This window comes from Streptomyces sp. NPDC057697 (assembly GCF_042799335.1).
Classification (GTDB): Bacteria; Actinomycetota; Actinomycetes; order Streptomycetales; family Streptomycetaceae; genus Streptomyces.
Map to the genome: position 1 here is coordinate 89,347 of NZ_JBHVJA010000011.1, position 17,961 is coordinate 107,307.

General features: G+C 71.1%; 16 protein-coding genes and 1 riboswitch. Of the genes, 5 read left to right on the forward strand and 11 right to left on the reverse strand.

Annotated features, from left to right (window positions below; translation table 11 throughout):
* Positions 1–20: 20 nt before the first annotated feature.
* Both ACFVFH_RS25970 and ACFVFH_RS25975 read right to left on the reverse strand, forming a co-directional pair.
* Positions 21–1,184 carry a spermidine/putrescine ABC transporter substrate-binding protein gene (locus ACFVFH_RS25970; RefSeq protein ID WP_383773187.1) on the reverse strand — a complete coding sequence of 388 codons (1,164 nt, stop codon included), beginning with the start codon at positions 1,182–1,184 and terminating at the stop codon, positions 21–23.
* Between the two features lie 298 nt (positions 1,185–1,482).
* Positions 1,483–2,922 (reverse strand): gamma-aminobutyraldehyde dehydrogenase, encoded by a 1,440-nt coding sequence (locus tag ACFVFH_RS25975; RefSeq protein WP_383772869.1) that lies wholly within the window; start codon positions 2,920–2,922, stop codon positions 1,483–1,485.
* Between the two features lie 178 nt (positions 2,923–3,100).
* Between ACFVFH_RS25975 and ACFVFH_RS25980 the strand changes: the two genes are divergently transcribed.
* The 5 genes from ACFVFH_RS25980 to ACFVFH_RS26000 all read left to right on the forward strand — a co-directional run bounded on the left by ACFVFH_RS25980 (position 3,101) and on the right by ACFVFH_RS26000 (position 8,329).
* The gene (locus ACFVFH_RS25980) at positions 3,101–3,592 is read left to right on the forward strand and encodes an Lrp/AsnC family transcriptional regulator (protein WP_176729251.1); all 492 of its coding nucleotides are present in this window, start codon (positions 3,101–3,103) and stop codon (positions 3,590–3,592) included.
* Positions 3,577–4,956 carry an aspartate aminotransferase family protein gene (locus ACFVFH_RS25985; protein WP_072487209.1) on the forward strand — a complete coding sequence of 460 codons (1,380 nt, stop codon included), beginning with the start codon at positions 3,577–3,579 and terminating at the stop codon, positions 4,954–4,956. Before ACFVFH_RS25980 ends, ACFVFH_RS25985 begins: the two co-directional genes overlap by 16 nt.
* A gap of 288 nt (positions 4,957–5,244) precedes the next feature.
* Positions 5,245–5,982: an ABC transporter ATP-binding protein gene (locus ACFVFH_RS25990; RefSeq protein ID WP_383772871.1), complete on the forward strand. Its 738-nt coding sequence runs from the start codon at positions 5,245–5,247 to the stop codon at positions 5,980–5,982.
* Positions 5,964–7,148, forward strand: coding sequence for a hypothetical protein (locus ACFVFH_RS25995; protein WP_383772873.1), 1,185 nt, complete (start codon positions 5,964–5,966; stop codon positions 7,146–7,148). Before ACFVFH_RS25990 ends, ACFVFH_RS25995 begins: the two co-directional genes overlap by 19 nt.
* A gap of 56 nt (positions 7,149–7,204) precedes the next feature.
* Complete coding sequence (locus ACFVFH_RS26000; RefSeq protein WP_383772875.1) at positions 7,205–8,329, forward strand: LOG family protein; 1,125 nt, start codon at positions 7,205–7,207, stop codon at positions 8,327–8,329.
* A gap of 14 nt (positions 8,330–8,343) precedes the next feature.
* Here ACFVFH_RS26000 and ACFVFH_RS26005 read toward each other — a convergent pair whose 3' ends face one another.
* From ACFVFH_RS26005 to tsf, 9 genes are all read right to left on the reverse strand, one after another.
* Entirely contained in the window at positions 8,344–8,796 is a 453-nt protein-coding gene (locus ACFVFH_RS26005) for an SRPBCC domain-containing protein (protein WP_383772877.1), read from the reverse strand.
* Between the two features lie 254 nt (positions 8,797–9,050).
* Positions 9,051–10,076 carry an ABC transporter ATP-binding protein gene (locus tag ACFVFH_RS26010; protein ID WP_383772879.1) on the reverse strand — a complete coding sequence of 342 codons (1,026 nt, stop codon included), beginning with the start codon at positions 10,074–10,076 and terminating at the stop codon, positions 9,051–9,053.
* A gap of 2 nt (positions 10,077–10,078) precedes the next feature.
* Positions 10,079–11,692, reverse strand: coding sequence for an ABC transporter permease (locus ACFVFH_RS26015; RefSeq protein ID WP_383772881.1), 1,614 nt, complete (start codon positions 11,690–11,692; stop codon positions 10,079–10,081).
* 125 nt (positions 11,693–11,817) lie between these two features.
* Positions 11,818–12,924: a thiamine ABC transporter substrate binding subunit gene (locus ACFVFH_RS26020; protein ID WP_383772883.1), complete on the reverse strand. Its 1,107-nt coding sequence runs from the start codon at positions 12,922–12,924 to the stop codon at positions 11,818–11,820.
* Between the two features lie 73 nt (positions 12,925–12,997).
* Positions 12,998–13,114: riboswitch (TPP riboswitch) on the reverse strand.
* Positions 13,115–13,169: 55 nt separating this feature from the next.
* Positions 13,170–14,276, reverse strand: a complete 1,107-nt coding sequence (rlmN, locus tag ACFVFH_RS26025; protein WP_093545005.1) for a 23S rRNA (adenine(2503)-C(2))-methyltransferase RlmN — start codon at positions 14,274–14,276, stop codon at positions 13,170–13,172.
* Positions 14,277–14,369: 93 nt separating this feature from the next.
* Positions 14,370–15,455: a phosphatidate cytidylyltransferase gene (locus ACFVFH_RS26030; protein ID WP_383772885.1), complete on the reverse strand. Its 1,086-nt coding sequence runs from the start codon at positions 15,453–15,455 to the stop codon at positions 14,370–14,372.
* Positions 15,455–16,012 (reverse strand): ribosome recycling factor, encoded by a 558-nt coding sequence (gene frr, locus ACFVFH_RS26035; RefSeq protein ID WP_072487217.1) that lies wholly within the window; start codon positions 16,010–16,012, stop codon positions 15,455–15,457. The genes ACFVFH_RS26030 and frr overlap by 1 nt, the downstream gene beginning before the upstream one ends.
* A 175-nt stretch (positions 16,013–16,187) precedes the next feature.
* Positions 16,188–16,964, reverse strand: coding sequence for a UMP kinase (gene pyrH / locus ACFVFH_RS26040; RefSeq protein ID WP_383772887.1), 777 nt, complete (start codon positions 16,962–16,964; stop codon positions 16,188–16,190).
* A gap of 159 nt (positions 16,965–17,123) precedes the next feature.
* Positions 17,124–17,960, reverse strand: a complete 837-nt coding sequence (gene tsf / locus ACFVFH_RS26045) for a translation elongation factor Ts (protein ID WP_383772889.1) — start codon at positions 17,958–17,960, stop codon at positions 17,124–17,126.
* Position 17,961 lies beyond the last annotated feature (1 nt).

Sequence of the window (17,961 nt, forward strand, 5' to 3'; positions counted from 1 at the left end):
TACGCCACCCCTGGTACCGCTCACAACCCGACGACGGAGTTCCACTTCTTCGCGAACTCGGTGCGCTCCTCCGACGTGACGTCGCGGGCGATCACGAGCCGCTTGCGCATCGCGTCGTCGGGGAAGATCAGCGGGTCCTCGGCGAGTGCGGCGGTCTCCTCGTCCTTGGCGGAGGCCAGCACCTCGCGGGCGGCCGGGACGGGGCAGACGTAGTTGACCCAGGTCGCCAGTTCGGCGGCGATCTCCGGCTCGTAGTAGTAGTCGATGAGCTTCTCCGCGTTGCGCTTGTGGTGCGCGAGGTTGGGGATCATGAGCGACTCCGACCAGAGCTCGGCGCCCTCCTCGGGCACCACGAACTCGATCTCCGGGTTGTCGGCCTGGAGCTGGATGACGTCTCCGGAGTAGGCCTGGCAGGCGAGCACATCGCCGGTCGACAGGTCCTTGATGTAGTCGTTGCCGGTGAAGCGGCGGATGTGCCGCTTCCTGACCAGCTTCTCGACCTGATCGCACACCTGGTAGAAGTCGTCCCGCCGCCAGCGGGTGATGTCGACGCCGTTCCCCTGCATCAGCAGGGCGAAGGACTCGTCGAGCCCGGACAACAGCGTGACCTTGCCCCGCAGGTCGTCCGCCCACAGGTCGCTCAGGTGCTTGATCTCGCGGCCGAGCTTCTTGCGGTTGTACGCGATGCCGGTGATCCCGGACTGCCAGGGGACGCTGTGCATGCGGCCCTTGTCGAAGGCGGGCGAACGCAGTTGCGGGTCCAGGTACTTGGCGACGTTCGGCTGCTTCGCCCGGTCCATCTCCTGCACCCAGCCCAGCCGTACGAACCGGGCGGCCATCCAGTCGCTGATGACGATCAGATCGCGGCCGGTCTGCTGGTGGTTCATCAGCGCCGGGCTGATCTTCCCGAAGAACTCGTCGTTGTCGTTGATCTCCTCGGTGTACGTCACGGAGATCCCGGTCCGCCTGCTGAACCCGTCGAGGGTGGGCCGCTTCGACGCGTTCTTGTCGTCGGTGTCGATGTAGAGGGGCCAGTTCGCGAAGTGCAGGCTGTGGTCGCTCGCCGAGGTGTCGCGTCCGGCGCGGTCACCGGGCTTCACATAGGCGGCGGGCACTCCGCAGCCGGCCAGCGCGGCACCGGCCGTGGTGGCTCCGAGGGCGCGCAGCAGGGACCGGCGGGACATGGGGTTCTTCGGGGTTGCTCGCACCTGCGCAGGATGCCGGTCGGCCGACGGCGCGGGCAATGGACCAACCGTCCAGCGGCACGTGCTCCCTCCGCACACCCTGTCGATGCCCGGGAACGGGACGGCGCCGGGGGAACGGCGGCCGGACGGCCCGCGGAAGGGGAACGGAGCGGGGAAGGGAGACGGCTCCGGGACGGGGAACGGCCCCGGGCGGGGGCCCGGGGCCGTGACCTATCTGCCTGTCTGCCTGTCTGCCTGTCTGCCTGTCTGCCTGTCTGCCTGTCTGCCGACGGGAGGATCAGTCGTCGAGCGAGGTCATGACGTGCTTGATGCGGGTGTAGTCCTCGAAGCCGTAGGCGGAGAGGTCCTTGCCGTAGCCGGACTTCTTGAAGCCGCCGTGCGGCATCTCGGCGACCAGCGGGATGTGGGTGTTGATCCACACGCAGCCGAAGTCGAGGTTCTTGGACATCCGCATGGCGCGGGCGTGGTCCTTGGTCCACACCGAGGAGGCCAGGGCGTACTCGACGCCGTTGGCGTACTCCACGGCCTGGGCCTCGTCGGTGAACTTCTGGACGGTGATGACCGGGCCGAAGACCTCGTTCTGGATGATCTCGTCGTCCTGCTTGAGGCCGGAGACGACGGTCGGGGCGTAGAAGTAGCCCTTGTCACCGACCCGGTGACCGCCCGCCTCGACCTTGGCGTGGGCGGGGAGCCGCTCGATGAAGCCGCTGACCTGCTTGAGCTGGTTGGCGTTGTTGAGCGGCCCGTACAGCACGTCCTCGTCGTCCGGCTGCCCCGTCTTGGTGTCGGCGGCGGCCTTGGCGAGCGCGGTGACGAACTCGTCGTGGATGGACTCGTGGACCAGGACACGGGTCGCGGCCGTGCAGTCCTGGCCGGCGTTGAAGTAGCCCGCGACGGAGATGCCCTCGACGGCCTTGGCGATGTCGGTGTCCTCGAACACGACGACCGGCGCCTTGCCGCCGAGCTCCAGGTGGACCCGCTTGACGTCCTTGGCGGCGGACTCGGCGACCTGCATGCCGGCCCGCACCGAGCCGGTGATGGAGGCCATCGCCGGGGTCGGGTGCTCGACCATCGCGCGGCCGGTGTCCCGGTCGCCGCAGATGACGTTGAAGACGCCCTTGGGCAGGATCCGGCCGATGATCTCGGCGATCAGCACGGTCGACGCCGGGGTGGTGTCGGACGGCTTGATGACGACGGTGTTGCCCGCGGCCAGCGCCGGGGCGAACTTCCAGACGGCCATCATCATCGGGTAGTTCCACGGCGCGACCTGCGCGCAGACGCCGACCGGCTCGCGCCGGACGATGGAGGTGAGGCCCTCCATGTACTCACCGGCGGAACGGCCTTCGAGCAGCCGCGCCGCACCCGCGAAGAAGCGGATCTGGTCCACCATCGGGGGGACCTCTTCGGTGCGGGTCATTTCGAGCGGCTTGCCGGTGTTCTCCGACTCGGCGGCGATGAGGTCCTCGGCGCGCTCCTCGAAGGCGTCCGCGATCTTCAGCAGGGCCCTCTGGCGCTCGGCGGGCGTGGCGTCGCGCCAGGCGGGGAAAGCGGCCGCGGCGGCGTCCATCGCGGCATCGACATCGGCCTGTCCGGAGAGCGGCGAGGTCGCGTAGACCTCTTCCGTCACCGGGTTGACCACGTCGATGGTCCGCCCGTCAGCGGCGTCCCGGAACTCTCCGTTGATGTAGTTGCGCAGACGGCGCACCTCGGTGGTCACAACCACCCCTCCTGTCGACACGTCCAATGGATGAGATGCCCAGAGTAGTCGTTCGGGTGTCGCTTTCGACATGCCTGAGCGCCGTGAACTTCGGATTCGGTGAGATCTGGACCCTCAAACAACGAATTTCATCGATCTGGGGTTGCCAGACAGTCGAGTCCCGGTGCACAGTGGATGCGTGGCCAGTCGCAGCGCAGACTCCAGGACCGGGAACGGATCGTCACCAGCGGTCGATGCCGTCTCCCTCGCAATCATCGAGCAGCTCCAGGAGGACGGACGCCGTCCGTACGCCGCGATCGGCAAGGCCGTGGGCCTCTCCGAGGCGGCCGTGCGGCAGCGCGTCCAGAAGCTGCTCGATCAGGGCGTGATGCAGATCGTCGCCGTCACCGATCCCCTCACCGTGGGGTTCCGGCGGCAGGCGATGGTCGGCATCAACGTCGAGGGAGACCTCGACCCCGTCGCCGAGGCGCTGTCGGCCATGGCCGAGTGCGAGTACGTGGTGATGACCGCGGGCTCCTTCGACCTGATGGTGGAGATCGTCTGCGAGGACGACGACCACCTGCTGGAAACGATCAACAAACGCATCCGGGCCCTCCCCGGCGTGCGCTCCACCGAGAGCTTCGTGTACCTGAAGCTCAAGAAGCAGACCTATATGTGGGGAACCCGATAGCCGTGAGCAAGGACCTCAGCCGAACCGCGTACGACCACCTGTGGATGCACTTCACCCGCATGTCGGACTACGAGAACGCGCCCGTTCCCACCATCGTGCGTGGCGAGGGCACCTACATCTTCGACGACCAGGGCAAGCGTTACCTGGACGGCCTCTCCGGCCTGTTCGTGGTCAACGCCGGCCACGGCCGTCACGAGCTCGCCGAGGCGGCGTACAAGCAGGGCCAGGAACTGGGCTTCTTCCCGGTCTGGTCCTACGCCCACCCGAAGGCCGTCGAGCTGGCCGAGCGCCTGGCCGACTACGCCCCGGGCGACCTCAACAAGGTCTTCTTCACCACCGGTGGCGGCGAGGCCGTGGAGACCGCCTGGAAGCTGGCCAAGCAGTACTTCAAGCTCCAGGGCAAGCCGACCAAGTACAAGGTCATCTCGCGCGCGGTCGCCTACCACGGCACCCCGCAGGGCGCCCTGTCCATCACCGGCCTGCCGGCCCTGAAGGCCCCCTTCGAGCCGCTGGTCCCCGGCGCGCACAAGGTGCCGAACACCAACATCTACCGCGCCCCGATCCACGGCGACGACCCCGAGGCCTTCGGCCGCTGGGCCGCCGACCAGATCGAGCAGGAGATCCTCTTCGAGGGCCCGGAGACCGTCGCCGCGGTCTTCCTGGAGCCGGTGCAGAACGCCGGTGGCTGCTTCCCGCCGCCGCCCGGATACTTCCAGCGCGTCCGCGAGATCTGCGACAAGTACGACGTGCTGCTCGTCTCCGACGAGGTCATCTGCGCCTTCGGCCGCCTCGGCACGATGTTCGCCTGCGACAAGTTCGGCTACGTGCCGGACATGATCACCTGCGCCAAGGGCATGACCTCGGGCTACTCCCCGATCGGTGCCTGCATCGTCTCGGACCGCATCGCCGCGCCGTTCTACGAGGGTGACAACACCTTCCTGCACGGCTACACCTTCGGTGGCCACCCGGTCTCCGCGGCGGTCGGCCTCGCCAACCTCGACATCTTCGAGCGCGAGGGCCTCAACCAGCACGTCCTGGACAACGAGAACGCCTTCTTCACCACGCTGCAGAAGCTCCTCGACCTGCCGATCGTCGGCGACGTCCGCGGCAACGGCTTCTTCTACGGCATCGAGCTGGTGAAGGACAAGGCCACCAAGGAGACCTTCACCGACGAGGAGACCGAGCGCGTCCTGTACGGCTTCCTCTCCAAGGCGCTGTACGACAACGGCCTGTACTGCCGGGCCGACGACCGCGGCGACCCGGTCGTCCAGCTCGCGCCGCCGCTGGTCTCCGACCAGTCGACGTTCGACGAGATCGAGGGCATCCTGCGCACCGTCCTCACGGAGGCGTGGACCAAGCTCTGACCGGTACGACGACCGGCCGGCCGACCACGGACCGGCCGCCGGTCGACCGGCCGGGAGACCCCGGCGGCTTGACCATCGCTTGACCACGGCTTGACCGGCTTCCAGCCGTCATCCTCATACGGTCCACACGGCCCGGATGCGCCCATTCGAGTGGGAAGGGGCGCACCCGGGCCGTGTGCTGTGCGCTCACCACGGTTCGAATCCCTACGGTGCCGAGTGACCGATCGGCCCCCACTTCGTTCCCCCGTACGGGGGACGGGAATTACGATCTGAACCGAGGTGTACGCCATGGTGGCCCCGCCGGACAACGACGTGATCTGGGCGCGTTCCCTGCACCACTCCCACAACGGCTCACCCGCGCTCGGCGGCGTCTCCCTGGGCGTCCGCGACGGCGAGATCCTCGCCGTGACCGGCCCCCGGGGCTGCGGCAAGACCACCCTGCTGCACTGCCTGTCCGGCCAGCTGGTGCCCGAGCAGGGCGAGGTGTGGTTCAACAGCATCCCCGTCCACACCATGGGCCCGCGGCTGCGCGAGCGGCTGCGCCGCGACCGGTTCGGCTGGATCGCCCCCGAGCCCCAGCTCGTGCCCGAGCTGAACACCTGGGAGAACACGGCCCTCCCGCTCCTGCTGCGCGGCACCCCGCGCCGGGAGGCGAAGCAGGCCGCCCTGGAGTGGCTGGAACGGCTCGACATCGGCACCTGCGCCCGGCAGCGGCCGCACACCCTCCTCCAGGGGCAGCGCCAGCGGATCGCCGTGGCCCGCGCCCTGGCCGGCTCCCCCACGGTGATCTTCGCCGACGAGCCGACCGCGACCCTGCACCGCGGCGACCGGACGCATGTGCTGCGCACCCTCACCAGCGCGGCCCGTTCGCACGGCATCACGATCGTGTTCGCCACGCACGACGCGGAGATCGCCGCCCTCGCCGACCGCACGGTCCCGCTGCTGGACGGCCGCCGCGTCGCCACCGTCGCCCTGCCCGCCGGGTCCGACACGGAGGGCCGCGCGGCGTGCTCGCTCTCCGTCTAGCCCGTGGTTCCCACCCGCTGGTGCTGCTGCGGCGGCTGCTGGTCGCCGCCGCCTCGGCCGGCGTCGGTTTCCTGCTGCTCTGCACCCTGAGCTACGCGTCGGCGCACCCGGCGCACTCCACCGGGGCCGTGCTGCGTCTGCTCTGGTGCCTGGTGCCGCTCGCCGCCACCGTGCAGTTCGCGGTCGCGGTGGCCCGTACCGACCCGAGCACCCGGCCGCGCTCCGGGCTGTCCGCCGTCGGCCTCGGTCCGGTCCGGCTCGCCGTGCTCGCCGCGGTCTCCACCGCCCTCTCCTGCACCCTGGGTTCGACGGTGGCGCTGCTGCTCTTCCTGCATCTGCGCGGTGATCTGACCGGGCTGCCGTTCGACGGCGCGGCCGCCGGGCCGCTCGACGCCGAGGCCCCGCTGCCGCTCGCCGCCGCGCTGGTGCTGCTGGCCGTGGTCCCGGTGGTCGCGGCGGGCGCGAGCGCCCTCGCGCTGCGCGCCGAGCCGGCCTCGACCGCGGCCCCGGACAACGCCGCCTCGAAGGTGCTGACAGAACCGGAGGCTCCCCCTCCGGCAGCGGCCCCGGCGGGACTGCCGTGGGGCGTGGCGCTGGCAGCGGTCGGGCTCGCCGTCGAGGCGTACATGAGCCGGCCCGGCGGCCACAGCCTGCTCCCGCTGCCCGGCCGGCTCGAAGCCACCCCGGCCGGGGTGCTGGCGGGGTGGACGCTGACGGTGGTCGGCCTCGCCCTGGCGGGGCCCGGCCTGGCCCACCTGTGCGGGCGGCTGCTCCAGGCGGCGCGGCCCGGCGCCGTGCGGCTGCTGGCGGGCCGGGTGCTGATGGACGAGTCGCGCCGGATCGGCCGCCCCCTCGGCGTGGTATGCGCGGTGCTCGCCGCGGCGGTCGGCGGCTACGCGCTGTACGGGGCGGGGGCCCACCCCCTCGGTCCGCTCACGGCGCTGGGCGCGGTGCTCGTCCTCGGCTGCACGACGGCGACGCTGCTGACGACGGCGCTGGAGGCGAGGCAGGCCCGCGCGCAGACGGCGCAGGCGCTGCTGCGGCTCGGCGCCCCGGCATCGGCCCTGCGCGCCGCGACGGCCCTGCGCGCCGCCGCACTGCTGCTCGTCTTCGCCCCGCTGACCTGGCTGATCGCGGAGCTGGCCGCGCTGCCGCTGACGGCCTGAGACGGCCCGCCGGGCGGCCCCGGGCCCGCCCGGCGGCCGCTGCGTAGCATGACAGCGTGGACAATCCGGACGAAACAGGTCCTCCGCCCGGCCCCGAGATCGACTCGCTCGCCGCGTTCGACGAGGCGGTCGCCTCGGGGTCGCTGGCGGGGCACCGGATCCAGTCCCTCGACCTGACGGGCCGGGGCGCCGCCCTGCGGTCCGCCGACACGGCCGGCGCCGTCTTCCTCGGCTGCCGGATGGGGCCCGGGGCGGCGGCGAAGGTGCGGGCGGACGGAGCGTTCGTCTTCCCGCCGGTTCCCGGACTGCCCTTCGACCCGTACCGCGGTCTGCTCTACTCCCCCGACGCGCTCTACGCGGGGCTGTCCGAGGGCGGCTACGCGGCGACGCCCGACGCCCGCGCGTACCGCTGGTTCCAGCGGACCCGGGCGAGCGGCGACACCTTCGCGTCGATGCTGCGGGCGCTCCACGACGACGCGGTCTCGGACGCGCTGGGCGACTTCCTGGCCGGGGCCCGCGTGGTCGGCGTGATGGGCGGCCACTCGACCGCCCGGGGCAGCGCCCCGTACACGGCCGCCGCCCGGCTGGGGCGGACCCTGGCCCGGGACGGCCTGACGGTGGCCACGGGCGGCGGGCCGGGCGCGATGGAGGCGGCCAACCTCGGGGCGTACACGGCGCCGTACCCGGGCCCCGTGCTGGACGAGGCCTGCGCGCTGCTGGCCACGGCCCCCGCCTTCGCCCCCTCGGTCACGGACTGGGCGCTGGCCGCCTTCGAGGTACGCAGGCGCTGGCCGGGCGGTGGCGGCTCGGTCTCGATCCCCACCTGGTTCTACGGGCACGAGCCGCCGAACCCGTTCGCGGACCGGATCGCCAAGTACTTCGCCAACGCGCTGCGCGAGGACGGGCTCCTGACCCGCTCCACGGCGGGCGTGATCTTCCTGCCCGGCGCGGCCGGAACCGTACAGGAGATCTTCGACAGCACGACGCCGAACTACTACGGCTCCCTCGGCGGTCCGACGCCGATGGTGCTGGTCGGCCGCGCCCACTGGACGCGTACGCTGCCCGCCTGGCCGTTGCTGCGGGCGCTGGCCGCGGGCCGGGCGATGGACTCCCGGATCGCGCTGGTGGACACGGTGGACGAGGCCCCCGGAGCGCTCGCCCGGCTGTGGGCGGGACCGTAGGGCGCGGGGCCGGTTCAGAAGGACGCGAGCCGGGCCACGAGCGCGTCGAAGAACGCCTCCCAGCCGTCCTCGGCCGCCGCGTACTGTTCGGCCGTGAGGTTGCCGCCGCGCTGCCGGAAGACCAGCTCGGTGGTCCCGTCGCCGCGGTCGGTGAAGGTGGCGGTGACGGTCTCGCCCTCGATGTCGGCGGGCGCGGAGGAGTCCTTCAGCGTGAACACCAGCCGCTCGGGAGCCACCACCTCCCGGTAGACCCCGTGGAACGGCATCTCGGTGCCCGGCACCACGATGACCAGGCTCCAGGCGCCGCCCGGCCTGACGTCCATCGACACCCGGTCGAGCGGCACCTCGGCGTCACCGCCGTACCAGGCCGCGAAGTGCTCGGGCGTCGTCCAGGCCTCGAAGACCCGCTCCCTCGGGGCGTCGAGGACGCGGGTGATGTCGATGCCCTCGCGTGCTGACTCGGTCATGGTCGCCGTCCTTCCGGATCCGCTGCCAGGCCCCCCGGGCCGCCCGCGTGGACGTGGGGGGCATCAGGCCATCGTCCGACCACCGCCCCGATCCCGCGACCCGTGCCACCCTCGACCCGTCCCCCACAGGAACCGGACAGGGCGCGGCGCCCACCCCGGGGCGGGACCCGCCCGGACGCCCCGGCGGCACCACGGGCCACCGCACCGGACGCCCCCGCCGCGGTCCTGCGCCCGGCGCAAAGCGCGTCGCCCGGTCAGGGCCGGGCGGGCAGGACCACGGTCTCCGCCGCGTCGAATTCCGCCCCGACCACCGCACCCTCCTCGGGGGCGTCGCGCAGCGCGCACTCCGCCTCCAGGACCGGACCGCGCTCCGGCGTCAGCCGCACGGCGACGTGGTTGCCCCGGAACGTACGCGTCCCGACCACACAGCGCAGCCCCTCCTCCGGGGCGCCGATCCGGACCCCGGCCGGCCGCACCAGCAGGTCGCACGCCCCCTGCGGCGAGCCCTCGGGCACCGGCACCCGGCCCCACGCCGTGTCGGCGACCGTACCGGCCACCGTCGCCCCGACCACGTTGTCGAAGCCGAGGAACCGGGCGACGAAGGCCGAGGCGGGCCGCCGCCAGACCTCCAGCGGGGTGCCCGCCTGGGCGATCCGCCCGTCGCGCATCACCACCACCCGGTCGGCCAGGGCGAACGCCTCGCCCTGGTCGTGCGTGACGGCGAGCACCGTCGTGCCCAACCGCCCGAAGAGCGTGCGCAGTTCGACGACCAGCCGCTCACGCAGCCCCCGGTCGAGCTGGCCGAGCGGCTCGTCCAGCATCAGCAGCTTGGGGCTCGGGGCGAGGGCCCGCGCCAGGGCCACGCGCTGCTGCTCGCCGCCGGACAGCGCGGCGACGGCGCGCCGTTCGGCACCGGGCAGCCCCACCAGGTCGAGGAGTTCGCCGACCCTGTGCTCCTGGTCGCGGCGCGGCACCCCGCGCATCCGCAGCCCGAAGGCGACATTGGCGCCGACGTCCCGGTGCGGGAACAGCTGGTGGTCCTGGAACATCAGACCGAGCCCGCGCCGGTGCACCGGCACCCCGGCCTGGTCCACGCCGTCCAGCAGCACCCGGCCGCCGTCCGGCGGATGCAGCCCGGCGACCACCCGCAGCAGGGTGGACTTGCCGCTTCCGCTCGGCCCGAGCACACAGACGGTCTCGTGCTCGGCGACCTCCAGGTCCACCGCGTCGAGCGCCGCCCGCTCGCCGAAGCGCACGGTGGCCGATTCCAGTGTCAGCATCTCTAGAACTCCCCGGACCGGTCCGTGCGGATACGTTCGAGCAGCAGCAGCGAGACGGCGCAGACCACCATCAGGATGGTGCTGAGGGCCATCGCCTGCCCGTAGTTGAGCTCCCCGGCCCGCCCCAGCAGCCGGGCCACGGCGACCGGCAGCGTCGGGCGGTCGGGCCGCGCGATGAACACCGTCGCGCCGAACTCACCGAGCGAGACGGCGAACGCGAAACCGGCCGCGACCAGCAACGCCCGCCGCACCAGCGGCAGGTCGACCTCCCGCCAGGCGCGCAGCGGCGACGCCCCGAGCACCGCCGCCGCCTCCCGCAGCCGCCCGTCCACCGCGCGCAGCACGGGCAGCATGGTCCGTACGACGAAGGGCACCCCGACCAGCGCCTGGGCGAGCGGCACCAGGATCCAGGAGGTCCGCAGGTCCAGCGGGGGCTTGTCCAGCGTGATCAGGAAGCCGAAGCCGACGGTGACCGCGGACACCCCGAGCGGCAGCATCAGCAGCGCGTCGAAGCCGCGCACCAGCCGGCCCGCCCGCCGGGTCAGGGCCGCGGCGGCGAGAGCGCCGATCACGAGCGCGATGACCGTCGCGACCAGCGCGTACCGCAGGGAGTTCCCGATCGCTTCGAGCGGCGCGACCAGGAACGTACCGCCGCCCGCGTCCACGGACGCCAGCGCGCGGTAGAAGTCGGGACCATGTCCGTCGCCGGTGTCGAAGGAGCGCTCGACCAGCACCCCGAGCGGCAGCAGGATCAACAGCAGCACGGTCAGCAGCACCCCGCACAGCAGCGCCCACTGACCGGCGCCGCGCGGCCTGCGGGCGGTCCGCTCCGGATCGACCAGCTTCAGCGCGGTCTCCCTGCGCCGTACGGTCCACGCGTGCACGGCGAGGATCGCGCCGACCGCGGCGAACTGCACCAGCGTCAGCACGGCGGCCGTCGGCAGGGCGAGCAGTTGCGCGGTCTGCCGGTAGATCTCCACCTCCAGCGTGGAGTACCCGGGTCCGCCGAGGATCTGCACGACGCCGAAGGAGGTGAAGGTGAAGAGGAAGACCATCAGCGCGGCGGCGGCCAGCGCGGGTGCCAGGGCCGGCAGGGTGACCCGTCGCCAGGCGGCGAACCGTCCGGCGCCGAGCACCCTGGCGGCCTCCTCCTGCCGGGGGTCGAGCTGGGCCCACAGCCCGCCGACCGTCCGGACGACCACGGCGTAGTTGAAGAAGACATGAGCGAGCAGAATCGCCCAGACGGTGGTGTCGAGCCGTACGCCCCAGAGTTCGTCGAGGAATCCGCCGCGTCCCAGCAGCGCCAGGAAGGCGGTCCCGACGACCACGGTCGGCAGGACGAACGGCACCGTGACGACCGCCCGCAGCAGTTGTTTGCCGGGGAAGTCGAAGCGGGCGAAGACATAGGCGCCGGGCAGCGCGACCAGCAGGGTCAGCGCGGTCGAGGCGAGCGCCTGCCAGCAGGTGAACCAGAGGACCTCGCGGATGTCCGGCCGGGCCAGCACCTCGCCGATCCGGCCGAACTGCCAGACGCCGTCCACCTTCAGGCCCCGGCCGACGATCGCGACGACCGGGTAGGCGAAGAACAGCCCGAAGAACGCGACGGGCACGGCCATCAGCCCCAGCCGCACGGCGGCGCCGCGCCGGGCCCGCGCGCGGGCGGATCCGGCGCGCGCCGAGCGCGCCGACCGGCCGCGGGGAGCGTTCCCGCCCGCGTCCGGCCGACGTGCGGGCGTCTTCGCTACTTCACTACGAGCGAGGACCACGACTGGACCCACTGCTCACGGTTCTTGGCGATGAGGTCCGGGGCCACGGTCGTCGGCCGGTCCACCGTCGCGCCGAACTTCGTGAAGAGCTCCGGCAGCTTCGCGTCCTTGGCGACCGGGTTCACGAACATGTTGAGCGGCATGTCCTCCTGGAAGCTCTTGCCGATCAGGAAGTCCAGCAGCGCCTTGCCGCCCGCCTCGTTCTTCGCGCCCTTGAGCAGGCCCGCGAACTCGATCTGGCGGAAGCAGGTCCCGGTGGCCACCCCGGTCGGCGCGGTCTTCGGCTGCGGCTTCGCGTACAGCACCTCGACGGGCGGGCTGGAGGCGTACGAGACGACGAGCGGCCGGTCCGCCTTGGCCTTCCTGCCGCCCGCGGAGCCGGAGAACTCCTCGTTGTACGCCTGCTCCCAGCCGTCGACGACCTTGACGCCGTTGTCCTTCAGCTTCTTCCAGTAGTCCTGGTAGCCCTTCTCCCCGTAGGTGGCGACGGTGCCGAGGAGGAAGCCGAGGCCGGGCGAGGAGGTCCCGGCGTTCTCCGTGACGAGGAGGTTCTTGTACGCGGGCTTCGCCAGGTCGTCGAAGGACTGCGGCGGCGCGAGCTTCTTGTCGGCGAAGTACTTCTTGTCGTAGTTGACGCAGATGTCGCCGGTGTCGACCGGGGTGACCCGGTGCTGGTCCGCGTCGAGCCGGGTGTCCGCCGCGACCCGGCCGAGGCCCTTCGCCTCGTACGGCGTGAAGAGCCCGCTGTCGAGGGCGCGGGAGAGCAGCGTGTTGTCGACGCCGAAGAACACGTCGCCGCGCGGCGAGCCCTTGGTGAGGATCTCCTGGTTGAGCGCGACACCCGCGTCGCCGCTCTTCAGCACCTTGACGGTGTAGCCGGTCTCCTCGGTGAACTCCTTCAGCACGTCCTTGGAGGCGTTGAAGGAGTCGTGGCTGACGAGGGTCACGGTCTTGGAGCCCGAGCCCTTCGTACCGCCGGTGGCCGAGTCGTCGGAGCTCCCGCATCCGGCGAGTGCGGTGACGCCGAGCGCGGCGGCGACGGCCGATGCCGCGAGCTGCCTGGTCCTGCGCGTGGTGCTCATTGTGGATTCCTCCTGGGTTTTGGCCAGGAAGAGACGCGGCCCCGCCCGCGGGAAGCGGGCAGGGCGCAACAGCATGAGTTGATGACCGAACTTCCTACCCGGAATGACCCGGGCGAGGTTCAGAGGGTCTGCGGCCGACCTGTCCTCGGTGCCGCACTCTCAGCGCTGTGGCGCTCCCCTGTCGGAATATGAAGTTGATTTCAGGCCCAGATTACACGGGCACGGGGGCCCGCCCGGGGGCGGCCTCAGCGCTCGGCCGCCGCCAGCTGCCCGCAGGCTCCGTCGATCTCCTGGCCACGGGTGTCCCGCACGGTGACCGGCACCCCATGGGCCGCGATCGCCTCGACGAACGCCTTCTCGTCCTCCGGGCGGGAGGCGGTCCACTTGGAACCGGGCGTGGGGTTCAGCGGGATCAGGTTGACGTGCACCCGCTTGCCCTTGAGGAGCCGGCCGAGCCGGTCGCCGCGCCACGCCTGGTCGTTGATGTCGCGGATCAGCGCGTACTCGATCGAGATGCGGCGGCCGGACTTCTCCGCGTACTCCCACGCGGCGTCCAGCACCTCCGCCACCTTCCAGCGTGTGTTCACCGGAACGAGGGTGTCACGCAGCTCGTCGTCCGGGGCGTGCAGCGAGACGGCGAGGCGGCACTTGAAGCCCTCGTCCGCGAAACGGAGCATCGCGGGCACCAGGCCCACGGTGGAGACGGTGATCCCGCGCTGCGAGAGCCCCAGCCCGTCCGGCTCCGGGTCGGTCAGCCGCCGGATCGCGCCGACCACGCGGTTGTAGTTGGCGAGCGGCTCGCCCATGCCCATGAAGACGATGTTGGAGAGCCGCGCCGGACCCCCGGGGACCTCCCCGTCACGCAGCGCCCGCATCCCGTCCACGATCTGGTGGACGATCTCGGCGGTCGACAGATTGCGGTCGAGACCGGCCTGCCCCGTCGCGCAGAACGGGCAGTTCATCCCGCATCCGGCCTGCGAGGAGATGCACATCGTCACCCGCTCCGGGTAACGCATCAGGACGGACTCGACGAGCGTGCCGTCGTGCAGCTTCCAGAGCGTCTTGCGGGTGGTGTCGTCGTCGCAGCTGATGTGGCGGACCACGGACATCAGGTCGGGGAACATCGCCTCGGCGAGCTTGTCCCGCGATCCGGCCGGGATGTTGGTCCACTCGGCCGGGTCGTGCGCGTACCGCGCGAAGTAGTGCTGCGAGAGCTGCTGGGCGCGGAAGGGCTTCTCGCCGATCGCGGCGACGGCTTCCTTGCGCTCGGCGGGCGTGAGGTCGGCGAGGTGCCGCGGCGGCTTCTTGGCTCCGCGGGGCGCGACGAAAGTGAGTTCTCCGGGCTTAGGCATGGTTCATCCAGTGTCGCAGACGGAACGGTGAGGGCCCGCCGTCCTGTGGACAGCGGGCCCTCACTCGTAAAATCCCAGCTCAGGGACGTGGTCTCAGCCGGAGCCGACGAACAGCACCAGCAGCAGCCAGACCACCGGGGCGGTCGGCAGGAGCGAGTCCAGCCGGTCCATGATGCCGCCGTGCCCCGGCAGCAGCGTGCCCATGTCCTTGATGCCGAGGTCCCGCTTGATCATCGATTCGCCCAGGTCGCCGAGGGTGGCGCTGGCCGCGACCGCGAGGCCGAGCAGCAGCCCCTGCCACCAGGAACCGCCGTCGATCAGGAACTGCATGCACAGCGCACCCGCCACCATCGCGAAGGCGACGGCCCCGAACAGGCCCTCCCGGGTCTTTCCGGGGCTGATGCGCGGCGCGAGCTTGTGCTTCCCGAAGCGCCAGCCGACGGCGTACGCGCCCGTGTCGCTCACCACGGTGAGCAGCAGGAAGGTGAGCACCCGCCACGGCCCGTCGTCGGCGGCCAGGAGCATGACGACGAACGTGGCGAGGAACGGCACGTAGAACGTCGCGAAGACACCGGCCGTGACGTCCTTGAGGTAGCCCTCGGGCGGCTCGGTCATCCGCTGGACGAGCACCGCCAGCGCGGTCAGCGCCGTCGCCACCCAGGCGCCCTCGGCACCCCACACGTAACCGGCGACGACCATCGCCGCGCCGCCCACCGCCAGCGGGACGAGCGGCGCCCTGATGCCCTTGCGCTCCTGAAGCCGGGAGGTCAGCTCCCACAGGCCCACGACGACGGCGACGACGATCACACCGACGAAGACGGCCTTCACGATGAAGAGCGAGGCGACGATGACGGCGCCGAGCCCCACACCGACCCCTATGGCGGCTCGCAGATCACGGCCCGCACGCTTCTTCTGCGGGGACGGTGGCGCGGTGGACATGGGCTCCTGCGGCTTCTCGTCACGGATCGGGGGGCCGCCGCTCGGGCGCGCGGTCCCCTGGTCCCGGTCATCACGGTCGTCAGCGTCTCTACCTGCGTCGGGAACGTCCGGCACGATGGGCATGGGCCGAGTCTGCTGGGCGTCATGCACATCGTATGCAGGACCCGCCGGAGCAGCCCGCATCTCGGGCGCACCCCAGCGGCCGACTCCCTGCGGGGCGCCCCAGGAGGAGTCGCTCATCAGACTTCGAGCAGCTCGGCTTCCTTGTGCTTGAGCAGCTCGTCGACCTGCGCGACGTACTTCGCGGTGGTGTCGTCGAGCTCCTTCTCCGCGCGACGCACCTCGTCCTCGCCCGACTCCTTGTCCTTGACCAGCTTGTCGAGGGTCTCCTTGGCCTTGCGGCGCACGGCGCGGATGGAGATCTTGGAGTCCTCGGCCTTGCCCTTGGCGACCTTGATGTAGTCGCGGCGGCGCTCCTCGGTGAGCTCAGGGAAGGTCACCCGGATGATATTGCCGTCGTTGCTCGGGTTGACGCCGAGGTCCGAGTCGCGGATGGCCTGCTCGATGTTGCGCAGCGCGGTCTTGTCGAACGGCGTCACGACGGCCATGCGCGGCTCGGGCACCGAGAACGAGGCGAGCTGGTTGATCGGGGTCAGCGCGCCGTAGTAGTCGGCGACGATCTTGTTGAACATCGCCGGGTGCGCACGGCCGGTACGGATCGCGGCGAAGTCCTCTTTCGCGACGACGACGGCCTTCTCCATCTTCTCCTCGGCCTCGAGGAGGGTTTCTTCGATCACCACGTGCTCCTGCGTGTCTTGAGCGGGCCCGGCGTGCCGGGGCCCGGCGGGTCCTGCGTCGCGTCCTCACCTGCACGGTGTCCGACCGGCAGGCCGTTGTCCATCCTTCGGGCCGGCCCGGGGTCTCCCCCGGGGGCCCGGACCTCCCGTCGGATCCGGGAAGGTCCCCCGGTCCTCAGGCCCGGGTGCTCCGGTCACTCACGAGCGTGCCGATCTTCTCACCCTTGACCGCGCGGGCGATATTGCCGGTGGCGGTCAGCTCGAAGACGAGGATCGGCAGGTCGTTGTCGCGGCAGAGCGTGATGGCGGTGGCGTCGGCGACTTTGAGATCGCGGGCGAGAACCTCGCTGTACTCGAGCGCGTCGAACTTCACCGCGTCGGGGTTGGTCTTCGGGTCGGAGTCGTAGACCCCGTCCACCCCGTTCTTGCCCATCAGGAGGGCCTCTGCGTCGATCTCCAGAGCGCGCTGGGCGGCAGTGGTGTCGGTGGAGAAGTACGGCATCCCCATACCGGCGCCGAAGATGACGACGCGGCCCTTCTCCAGGTGGCGCACGGCGCGCAGCGGAATGTACGGCTCCGCGACCTGGCCCATGGTGATGGCGGTCTGGACGCGGGAGTCGATGCCCTCCTTCTCCAGGAAGTCCTGGAGTGCCAGGCAGTTCATGACCGTGCCGAGCATGCCCATGTAGTCGGACCGGGCCCGGTCCATGCCGCGCTGCTGGAGCTCGGCGCCGCGGAAGAAGTTGCCGCCGCCGATGACGACGGCGATTTCCGCGCCGTCCCGGACGACCGCCGCGATTTCCCGGGCGATGGCGTGTACGACGTCGGGGTCGACACCGAGACCCCCGCCGCCGGCGAACGCCTCTCCGGACAGCTTCAGCATGAAGCGTCCTGCCACCTTGCCGTCGTCGCGCTTGTGGTCACCCTGTGCGGCGTCCGCGCCCTTGTTCATGGAGATTCTCCTCGTGCACATACGAAGAAGGCCATTGCCGGTGGGTCTGGTGTCCCTCAGCGGCAATGGCCTCCTCGTCAGATCTGCGGTCGTACGGCGTGAGTGCTGCCGACGACTGCACTAGACCCTATCGGGGTCCACCGTTGTTCGCGGACGGACTCAGATGCCGACCTTGATGCGCGAGAAGCGCTTCAGGGTGACGCCGGCCTCGTCCAGGACCTTCTGGACGGACTTCTTGTTGTCCAGCGCGTACGGCTGGCCGAGGAGGGTGGCCTCCTTGAAGAAGCCGTTGACGCGACCCTCGACGATCTTCGGGAGCGCGGCCTCGGGCTTGCCCTCGGCGCGCGTGGTCTCCTCGGCGACGCGGCGCTCGGCCTCGACGACCTCGGCCGGGACGTCCTCGCGGGACAGGTACTTCGGGGCGAACGCGGCAATGTGCTGCGCGATGCCCTTGGCCAGCTCGGCGTCGGCCTTGTCCAGCTCGACCAGAACACCGATCTGCGGCGGCAGGTCGGGCATGGTGCGGTGCATGTACGCGGAGACGAACGCGCCGGAGAACTGCGCGAAGCGGTCCAGGACGATCTTCTCGCCGAGGTTGGCGTTGGCCTCGTCGACGTACGCCTGGACGGTCTTGCCGGCCTCGATCTCGGAGGCGAGCAGCGCCTGGATGTCGGCCGGGGAGGTGGCGGCGACGTGCGCGGCGAGGGTGTTCGCGACGTTCTGGAACTTCTCGCCCTTGGCGACGAAGTCCGTCTCGCACTTCAGCTCCAGCAGAACACCGGACGTCTGGTCCTCGGAGATGAGGGAGACGACGGCGCCGTTCTCGGCAGAACGGCCCTCGCGCTTGGCGACGCCCTTCTGGCCCTTGATACGGAGCGCCTCGACGGCCTTGTCGACGTTGCCGTCGGCCTCGTCGAGCGCCTTCTTGCAGTCCATCATGCCGGCGCCGGTCAGCTCGCGGAGCTTCTTGACGTCAGCGGCGGTGTAGTTCGCCATG

What these genes read in the sequence shown, in the direction of transcription:
- ACFVFH_RS26005 (WP_383772877.1), bottom strand. Translation starts at nt 8,796, where the DNA reads ATGACCGAGTCAGCACGCGAGGGCATCGACATCACCCGCGTCCTCGAC.
- ACFVFH_RS25990 (WP_383772871.1), top strand. Translation starts at nt 5,245, where the DNA reads ATGGTGGCCCCGCCGGACAACGACGTGATCTGGGCGCGTTCCCTGCAC.
- ACFVFH_RS26010 (WP_383772879.1), bottom strand. Translation starts at nt 10,076, where the DNA reads ATGCTGACACTGGAATCGGCCACCGTGCGCTTCGGCGAGCGGGCGGCG.
- tsf (WP_383772889.1), bottom strand. Translation starts at nt 17,960, where the DNA reads ATGGCGAACTACACCGCCGCTGACGTCAAGAAGCTCCGCGAGCTGACC.
- ACFVFH_RS26015 (WP_383772881.1), bottom strand. Translation starts at nt 11,692, where the DNA reads ATGGCCGTGCCCGTCGCGTTCTTCGGGCTGTTCTTCGCCTACCCGGTC.
- ACFVFH_RS26020 (WP_383772883.1), bottom strand. Translation starts at nt 12,924, where the DNA reads ATGAGCACCACGCGCAGGACCAGGCAGCTCGCGGCATCGGCCGTCGCC.
- ACFVFH_RS25970 (WP_383773187.1), bottom strand. Translation starts at nt 1,184, where the DNA reads ATGTCCCGCCGGTCCCTGCTGCGCGCCCTCGGAGCCACCACGGCCGGT.
- rlmN (WP_093545005.1), bottom strand. Translation starts at nt 14,276, where the DNA reads ATGCCTAAGCCCGGAGAACTCACTTTCGTCGCGCCCCGCGGAGCCAAG.
- ACFVFH_RS26030 (WP_383772885.1), bottom strand. Translation starts at nt 15,455, where the DNA reads ATGAGCGACTCCTCCTGGGGCGCCCCGCAGGGAGTCGGCCGCTGGGGT.
- pyrH (WP_383772887.1), bottom strand. Translation starts at nt 16,964, where the DNA reads ATGAACAAGGGCGCGGACGCCGCACAGGGTGACCACAAGCGCGACGAC.